The following is a 7,244-nucleotide window of genomic DNA, read 5'->3' on the forward strand; positions in this document are numbered from 1 at the left end:
TGTGGACATGGCCCCGATGGGCAATCCCTCGCACAGGTTCGTGATCTTATTGGCGTGGGCGTAGATCTGCCCGCTGCCCATGGTGCCGGCACTGTCGGCTGCCATAACAACACCGTCGTTGATCTTCACGGAAACGATGATTGTCACGGTGCTGCTCCCCGTAGCGGTACCGATCCCGCTTGAACGGCGCCATCATCCTTGCGCGGGTAGTCAATTTCACCCACCCGCCGCGGAAGGGATGCGCGGCGCGGACGACCGCGCCAGCGGAGGCGTTGGTCGGCGCCGTGCCGGCGGCCGTAGTCGCGCACATGGTGATCGAGCTCCATGGTCGCTTTATCGGCAGCGGCTACGGCTGCGGCGGCGAGGATACGCCAGCGCCGCCGATAGCGTACCCTACCCAGCAGTTTCGCAATCAGGCCCGCCATGCCGATCTGGCTCCTTCACAAACGACTTCTCGGCTGGCGATCTCGCGGCCGTGCCAGTTGCGCCAAGCAGACGTACTACCCGACCGTGAGTTGCCAGCGCACCCGTCCTCGGAGCCATCCTCCTGTGCATATACCGGAGCGGATCATGCCGCATTCGATAACATGTCATCAACGTTGTCGGGCTAAATGGTCAACTTCAGCGCAATGACTTCGATCTGCCGGCGCATCTGAGCGAAGGACTTGAGCTGATCGGCCGGCTTGTAGCAGCGGCGCTCGCTCAGATCCTCCAGGACCATCAGCGAGATGGCACAGGCGACGCGGCGTCCGTCCCCACGGTCTCGAACAACAGGCGCCTACCGTCGCTCCGTGGATGCAATGCGATCGGCGTGGCGGTCGGTTCGGTCATACCCTGTGACTTCCTGTGTGACAGAAAAGTCTGGATGGCGGCCCGCCGCCATCCCGGCTGGGCAACTGCAACTCTGCCTCAGAGGCGGTCTGCTGCCTGTGCCTGTTCCAGTTCGCGTGGATCGATGGCAAGCACCTGGACGAGCGCTCCGGCGTCGTTGGCCTGGCGCGTGATCGTGGTCGAGACACGGCGGTAGGCCGGGAAGGAGAGGCCCTCGACTAGTTCTTCCTCCGTCTCGACGGTGTAGGTGCCGGCCGGCTGCATCCCCCCGGCGCTCTTGATTGAAAAGGGACGCTGGAACACAAGGGTGCTGGTATGCGTGCGATTGGGCATGATTGCGCTCCTGCGCCGAGGTCGGCACCGCTCGCCGAAAGGTCGGCTTTGAGAGCGGCCCGCCCCGGGCACCGCGGTAACTCTTCAGCAGAGAAGGCACTGGCGAGCCGCAACCCGGGTTTTCTGGCGGTTTACGTACTTGATATGGCGATGAGGGACGCTATTCCCCTATCACAACTCGCGTGGGATCAGGCCGGCGCCTGTTCCCGGCATCCGTCGATAGGTCGTGAACGCCGCTTTCTCGGCCGAGGAAGCGACACAGCCTCCGCCGCGTTGATGTCGGCGCTACGCCCGGAGGAGGATCGCATGGCGCTTCGGCTGGTCTCCTCCGGTGACGGTCCGGCGCTGGCGATCCGTGACCATCTCATCCCTTTGGTCCGGGAGCGTGGCACCCTCGAAGTTCAACGCGATTCCGTGCGACGAATTGCGCTCAGAGCCGACGCCTGGGTCATCGAGCATTGGACCCCGTTCAATGACCTTTTGCCAGGAGAAGCCTCCTCTCCCGGGTACCGCCATGCGCTGGAGCGGCAGCACACCATGTCGCACCTGCCCTATGGGCTTGACGTGTGGCACGCAGACGTGAAGGTGCTGAGCCTGCTCTGGGCCGATGGTGGCGCCTTTGAGGTCATCGGCTTCGTTCGTGGCGGCTGGGAGGCAGAGGCGCTCGCGCTATAATGGCCAGCGCATTCACGCACAGCCGGCCAGCAGATTTACAGTCTGCCTATTGGCCTCGGCATAGGGCTCGGCCCGAGGCGCTGGCCGGAACGAGGTCCCTGCCGTGCCCCGACATGCGGTAAGCCCCGTCGAGCAAGTTAGTCGATGGGACCAAATACTCCCGCCACAAGTCGATTGACATCGACAAGCATTGCCAAGTTTTCGGCCTATATTCTGAACGAAATGGCTGGGCCAAGCTGAGTTGATGACGCCCGAGTTCGCCACTTACTCCGGATACCGCTTTCCGGCCGAGATCATCAGTCATGCGGTATGGCTTGATTACGTCTTCAGCTTGAACCTGCGCGATGTCGAACTGATCCTGGCAGAGCAGGGCATCGGCGGCACCTTCGCCCGAAAGCTGCGCCGACGCCGACCCAAGCGGCGCAACACCTGGCACGTCGATGAGGTGTTTCTGAAGATCAAAGGCGAGTTGCATTAGCTCGGGCGCGCAATGGACCAGCACGGTGTCATGCTCGACATCTTCGCGTAAAGCCGACGGAACGCCGCCGCGGCCAAACGCTTCTTCAAGCGCTTGCTTGCTGGTCTCAGGTTCAAGCCCAGTCGCATCGCCACTGATGGGCTACGCAGCTACGGTGTAGCAGCGTGACGTTATGCCCAAGGTCAAGCACCGAGCCAGCCGGTACCTGAACAACAGACCTGAAAACTCGCATCGACCAACGCAACGGCGAGAGAGGCAGATGCAGCGCTTCAAGTCGTCGGAGCAGGCATAGCGGTTCTTCTCGTCCCACGCCATGATCTATGGTCATTTCCGACCGCGGTGACACCCGATGCCGGCCGGGCAGTACCGCCATGCCCGCGACAAGGCATTCCGGGTGCGGCGCGAGGAGACCTGCGTCCAGATCGCAGCGTAAACCTGCACGCCGTCATGCCGCACGGTCCAGCGCGGCCCTTGCTTCAACAACTTGCCAATGCCGTCCCATTTGCGCACCTTCAGCGCATCTTATCCTGGCCTCTCCCTGAGCGGGACGGTCAGCTCGCATATCACTCCACCCGGCTTCCAATCTGTACGTACTGTGCCACCGAGTTGGTCTCGGATGGTGGCCTCGATCACCCGAGAGCCGAACCCACGGCGCACGGGCGTTCCTGTAACCGGCGGCCCACCGGCCTCGCTCCATTGCAGCCAAAGCGCGCTCCTGTCGGTTTCCTCAGTGACGCGCCACGATATTGAAATCCGGCCTCCAGGTGCGGAGAGCGCTCCGTGTTTGGTAGCGTTCGTGGCAAGCTCGTGTAGCGTCATCGACAGCGCCTGCGCCGAAGCAGGGGGGAGCATTACATTTGGGCCATGCAGCTCCGCCCGCTGACCGGATCCAGCGCTGGTCGTCGTGGCCGACAGGAAGGCGGCCAGTTCACCCTCGAGCAGAGTGCGCAGCCGGGCGCCGGTCCAGCGTTCCGCTGCCAGCAACGTATGAGCTCGGGCGAGCGCCATCACCCGGCCCTCGACGGCTTTCGCATAAGCCTCGGTGTCGCCCTTCGGCGTCAGCCGCAGCGCTGCTTGCACAACGGCCAGCACGTTTTTCGCTCGGTGGTCCACTTCGCGTACCAACAGTGCCTGGCGCTCCTCGGCGGCCCGGCGCTCCGTCACGTCCTGGATGATCGCCACGGTTCGCACGATCCGCCCCGCCTGGTCACATACAGGCGCCGAGGTCAGCTCGGCCCAACGAAGCGACCCGTCGGGCTGCACGTAGCGCTTGGCGACCTCGTGTATAGGCGTTTCGCCGCGGCACACACGCCCGAATCCCGCAAGGTCCCCGGCCCGGTCATCGGGATGCACGAAGTCGGAGAACGGCCGGCCCACAATCTCTTCGGCAGAGCGTCCGACGAGCCGTGCATAGGCGGCGTTGGCCCGGAGCAAGCAACCGGTGGTGCAGTCCACCTCAGACATCGCCACGGAAGCCTGCTCGAACGCGGCCCGGAACTCGGCCTCGCTCTCGCGCAAGGCCGCCTCGGCCGCCTTGCGCGCGGTAATGTCGATATGGGCGCCGTAGGTCACCTTTCGGCCGCCGAGCACGACGCCCTGCGCCCGGACCAGCACGTCGCGGATCTCGCCGGACTTGGTCCGATGCTGCGCTTCGACCTCCTGGGTACCGGGTCGGACGGCATGCGCCCTACCTCGGACGCGAATGGCTTCGGAGTCTCCAAGCGCGTCGATGTCGGCAAGTGAGAGGTGAAGGAATTCCTCACGCGTGTAGCCGTACTCGGCGCAGACCCGCCCGTTGACGTCGAGGATGCGGTGCGTTGCCGGATCGATGATGATAACGCCAAAAGGCGCGGCTTCGAAGAGCGTGCGTTGACGGAGTTCGGCCTCGCGCAGCGCAAGCTCCATTTCCTTGCGCTCCGTAATGTCGAAAATGATTCCAGAAGCGCGCCAATTTAGCACCTGGTTCTGACCTCTGGTGGCCTCGACCTTGCCGCGGGCCTGCAACCAGCGCCCGGGCCTGACCCGGAACTCGAGGCGGAACTCTCCGCCCGCGGTTGCCAGCCGACGGGCCTCGGCGGCAAGCGCAGGGCGATCCTCCGGGCACACCGCCGCAAGCACATGGCGGAGATTCAGCAATGAACCGGGCGACAAGCCGAGGACTTGGCGCAGCCCATCGGCTCGGGGCGCCATGTCGGCAACCATTCCGCTTCGGCCGGCAATCTCGAAGGCGACGACTCCGGCGGCCTCCTGGGCGCGGCGCAGTCGCTCCTCGGCCGCCCGTGCCGCCTCGGCACGCACCGCCGCCTCTCGGGACAAGCGCGACTGCAGCCGCAACTCCAGCTCGTCTGCAACCGTAGCGGCCAGGTTACGAAGTCCCTGCCTCTCCGTCTCCGACAGACCCTCAGGGCGCGGCTCGGTGCACAGCACGCTGACGGTTCCGAGCACCGCCCCACCCGGACCGACAAGCGGCGCACCAGCGTAGAAGCGAAGATGCGGGCTATCGGTGACCAGCGGGTTGGAAGCAAACCGTGGGTCGGCCTTCAAGTCGGGCACGACCAGCACCTCGTCTGGAGCACCCCGAATGGTATGGTCGCAGAATGCCAGTTCGCGCGGTACCTCCCGCAGCTCCGTACCGATGCGCGCCTTGAACCACTGGCGGGTTTCGTCGATTAGCGAAACCATAGCCGTCGGCGTTCGAAGGAGGTCGCGGGCAAGCGCCGCCAGTCGGTCGAAGGCTGCCTCCGCAGGCGTGTCAAGGATCGCGTAGCCCCGCAGTACCGCCAGCCGCACCGCTTCGGCCTCAGCCGCCTCGGCCAAGGACCCGCCAACCTCCGAGGGCGGAGGGCGGCTAGTACCGCCTGTCGTCGACATGTTCATGCTGCCTCTAGGAATACCGGTTCAAGGCGGCACCTACCCGTTCCTTCCTGCTCCGCCGTCAGGACACGTCTCTCTTGGGAAAGTGTCGCAAGCGGCAGAGTTGCCAAGGCATACGTATCGAAAAAGCATCGGAGAAGCTGTGTCAAGTGGTAGAAGCGACATAGCGATGCCGCATGAATCGCGTACAGCTGCCAGTTCCGCGCATCGCCAAGGTAACGACGAAAGCACGGAGGCTCTTGTGATGTCGATAAGGCCGTATCTGATTTGCCATCGGGTCAGTCCAGACCGGTAGCATGGGCGCGCCCCCACTCGGCGCCGCGTCAAACAGACCGGTGGTCCCGATGATATCGGACGACGGCTGATTTGCCTCATCCTGACGGGACATGCGACCGTGCCTGGTCGAATGTCCAACGGACATTTAGCGGCCCATACAGTTCCAAAACAGCTCTATGACTGACTGTGTGAAAAGTCCGATTTCGGTCTAACGCGTTGCATTGCCTTAGGTTTGTGGGCCGAGGCAGCCATGCGGAACCCCCGTCAGCGTCGATATCCAATGGATCTCTCCAACGCCGAGTGGGCAGCGCTGGAGCCTCTGCTCCCGCCCACCGGCGTTCAGGGACGACCGCTCAAGTGGCCACGCCGGTTGATGGTCGAGGCAGTCTTCTATCTTGTCCGCTCGGGATGCGCCTGGCGCATGCCGTCCCCGTCCTTCCCGCCCTGGCCGACAGTGTTCACTCATTTCCGAAGCTAGCGGATCGACGGCACGCTGCGCCGCATGCACGACCGGCTGCCCGCGGTCGCGCGTGAAGCAGCTGGGCGCCATCCTGAGCCATACGCCGCGATCATCGACAGCCAGACGGCGCGGGCCACAGGTGTCAGTGGCACAGCGCGCGGCTACGATGTTGCAAAGCGGACCGCTTGCCCCAAGCGGCACATTCTGGTCGATGCTGCCGGTCTCGTCCTTCTCGCCCATGTCCATGCCGCCGACCTGCATGATCGGATCGGCACCCAGGTCTTCATTGGTCAAGCCAGTCCCGGCGAGTTTCCGCGCTTGGAACTGGTCTGGGCCGACGGCGCCTACGCCGACACCTTCGCGCGTTGGCTCGAGGCCGAGCGGGGGTGGCGTGTCGAGGTCCCGAAGCACCGCGACCGCCACCTCTGGCGCTACGGCTTGGAGGAAAAGCTTAAAAGCTTTCAAGTCATACCGCGCCGGTGGGTGGTAGAATGGATCTTCGCCTGGCTCTCAACGGTCGCGCCGGCTCGCGCGCGACTACAAACGCCTGCCCGCGACTGTTGAAGCCATGATCCATGCAGCGATGTCACGCATTATGCTCCGGCGCATTGCCGCCTGATCGGCATTTTCACACAGTCAGTGAGGATCCGGCCGGGGCCGAAGATGCCCCAAACTCCGCGTCGCGCAGGATCAGGCGCCGAAGCCGCCGTCGATGGTGTGCATCGCCCCGGTGACGAAGCCCGCCTCCGGCCCCGCCAGCCAGGCGACCATCCCCGCCACGTCCTCCGGCCGCCCGTGCCGCTTGATGGCCATGACGGCGTGCTGGATGTCTTTCATAGGCCCGTCCGCCGGGTTCATGTCGGTGTCGATCGGCCCCGGCTGCACGACGTTCACCGTGATCCCGCGCGGGCCGAAGTCCCGCGCCAGGCCGCGCGCCATGCCCTGCAGCGCCGACTTGCTCATCGCATAGGCCGACAGGCCCGGAAAGGGGATCCGGTCGCCGTTGACCGAGCCGATGACGATGATCCGCCCGCCCTCCGGCATGCGCCGCGCCGCCTCCACCGAAGCGTGGTAGGGCGCGGCCACGTTGATGCGGATCAGCCGGTCCACCGCGTCAGGGTCCTGCTCCAATGGGTCACCGAAAGCGCCAACCCCGGCATTCACCACCAGCACGTCGAGCGGCCCGCTGTCGCGCACCCGCGCGATGACGGCGTCACGGTCGGCGCTGTCGGTCATCGCAGCCGTGGCGCCCGTCTCCGCCGCCAGCCGCTCGGCGGCCTCCTTCGAGCCGGCATAGGTGAAGGTCACCGCCGCGCC

General features: G+C 64.8%; 8 protein-coding genes and 2 pseudogenes. 5 read left to right on the forward strand and 5 right to left on the reverse strand.

Annotated features, from left to right (window positions below; all coding sequences use genetic code 11):
- Positions 1-143: 143 nt before the first annotated feature.
- The 3 genes and pseudogenes from JMJ56_RS32195 to JMJ56_RS32205 all read right to left on the reverse strand — a co-directional run bounded on the left by JMJ56_RS32195 (position 144) and on the right by JMJ56_RS32205 (position 1,164).
- On the reverse strand, positions 144-425 hold the full coding sequence (locus JMJ56_RS32195) for a hypothetical protein (protein ID WP_202835961.1): 282 nt from the start codon (positions 423-425) through the stop codon (positions 144-146).
- A 182-nt stretch (positions 426-607) separates the two neighbouring features.
- Positions 608-742, reverse strand: a pseudogene (locus tag JMJ56_RS32200) (DUF1488 family protein); the annotation flags it as partial.
- 167 nt (positions 743-909) lie between these two features.
- Positions 910-1,164 carry a hypothetical protein gene (locus JMJ56_RS32205; protein ID WP_202835963.1) on the reverse strand — a complete coding sequence of 85 codons (255 nt, stop codon included), beginning with the start codon at positions 1,162-1,164 and terminating at the stop codon, positions 910-912.
- Positions 1,165-1,470: 306 nt separating this feature from the next.
- Between JMJ56_RS32205 and JMJ56_RS32210 the strand changes: the two genes are divergently transcribed.
- The 3 genes and pseudogenes from JMJ56_RS32210 to JMJ56_RS35930 form a co-directional block, all read left to right on the forward strand.
- Entirely contained in the window at positions 1,471-1,839 is a 369-nt protein-coding gene (locus tag JMJ56_RS32210; RefSeq protein WP_202835964.1) for a hypothetical protein, read from the forward strand.
- Between the two features lie 244 nt (positions 1,840-2,083).
- Positions 2,084-2,317, forward strand: a complete 234-nt coding sequence (locus JMJ56_RS32215) for an IS6 family transposase (RefSeq protein WP_202835965.1) — start codon at positions 2,084-2,086, stop codon at positions 2,315-2,317.
- Positions 2,318-2,383: 66 nt separating this feature from the next.
- Positions 2,384-2,485, forward strand: a pseudogene (locus JMJ56_RS35930) (hypothetical protein); the annotation flags it as partial.
- A 354-nt stretch (positions 2,486-2,839) separates the two neighbouring features.
- Here the strand turns inward: JMJ56_RS35930 and JMJ56_RS32220 are convergent.
- Complete coding sequence (locus JMJ56_RS32220) at positions 2,840-5,134, reverse strand: PAS domain S-box protein (RefSeq protein WP_202835966.1); 2,295 nt, start codon at positions 5,132-5,134, stop codon at positions 2,840-2,842.
- A 613-nt stretch (positions 5,135-5,747) separates the two neighbouring features.
- Between JMJ56_RS32220 and JMJ56_RS35935 the strand changes: the two genes are divergently transcribed.
- Both JMJ56_RS35935 and JMJ56_RS32230 read left to right on the forward strand, forming a co-directional pair.
- The gene (locus tag JMJ56_RS35935; RefSeq protein ID WP_202835967.1) at positions 5,748-5,945 is read left to right on the forward strand and encodes a transposase; all 198 of its coding nucleotides are present in this window, start codon (positions 5,748-5,750) and stop codon (positions 5,943-5,945) included.
- Positions 5,946-5,969: 24 nt separating this feature from the next.
- Positions 5,970-6,491 (forward strand): transposase, encoded by a 522-nt coding sequence (locus JMJ56_RS32230; RefSeq protein ID WP_202835968.1) that lies wholly within the window; start codon positions 5,970-5,972, stop codon positions 6,489-6,491.
- Positions 6,492-6,617: 126 nt separating this feature from the next.
- On the opposite strand, the gene bdcA is transcribed toward JMJ56_RS32230, so the two are convergent.
- The coding region (gene bdcA / locus JMJ56_RS32235; protein ID WP_202835969.1) for an SDR family oxidoreductase at positions 6,618-7,244 on the reverse strand (627 nt) is incomplete at its 5' end.

Origin of the sequence: Belnapia arida (genome assembly GCF_016773205.1) — a bacterium.
GTDB lineage: Bacteria > Pseudomonadota > Alphaproteobacteria > Acetobacterales > Acetobacteraceae > Belnapia > Belnapia arida.

Excerpts from the sequence above, each read along its gene's own strand:
- JMJ56_RS32195 (WP_202835961.1), bottom strand. The coding sequence starts at position 425 with ATGGCGGGCCTGATTGCGAAACTGCTGGGTAGGGTACGCTATCGGCGG.
- JMJ56_RS32205 (WP_202835963.1), bottom strand. The coding sequence starts at position 1,164 with ATGCCCAATCGCACGCATACCAGCACCCTTGTGTTCCAGCGTCCCTTT.
- JMJ56_RS32210 (WP_202835964.1), top strand. The coding sequence starts at position 1,471 with ATGGCGCTTCGGCTGGTCTCCTCCGGTGACGGTCCGGCGCTGGCGATC.
- JMJ56_RS32215 (WP_202835965.1), top strand. The coding sequence starts at position 2,084 with ATGACGCCCGAGTTCGCCACTTACTCCGGATACCGCTTTCCGGCCGAG.
- JMJ56_RS35935 (WP_202835967.1), top strand. The coding sequence starts at position 5,748 with ATGGATCTCTCCAACGCCGAGTGGGCAGCGCTGGAGCCTCTGCTCCCG.
- JMJ56_RS32230 (WP_202835968.1), top strand. The coding sequence starts at position 5,970 with ATGCACGACCGGCTGCCCGCGGTCGCGCGTGAAGCAGCTGGGCGCCAT.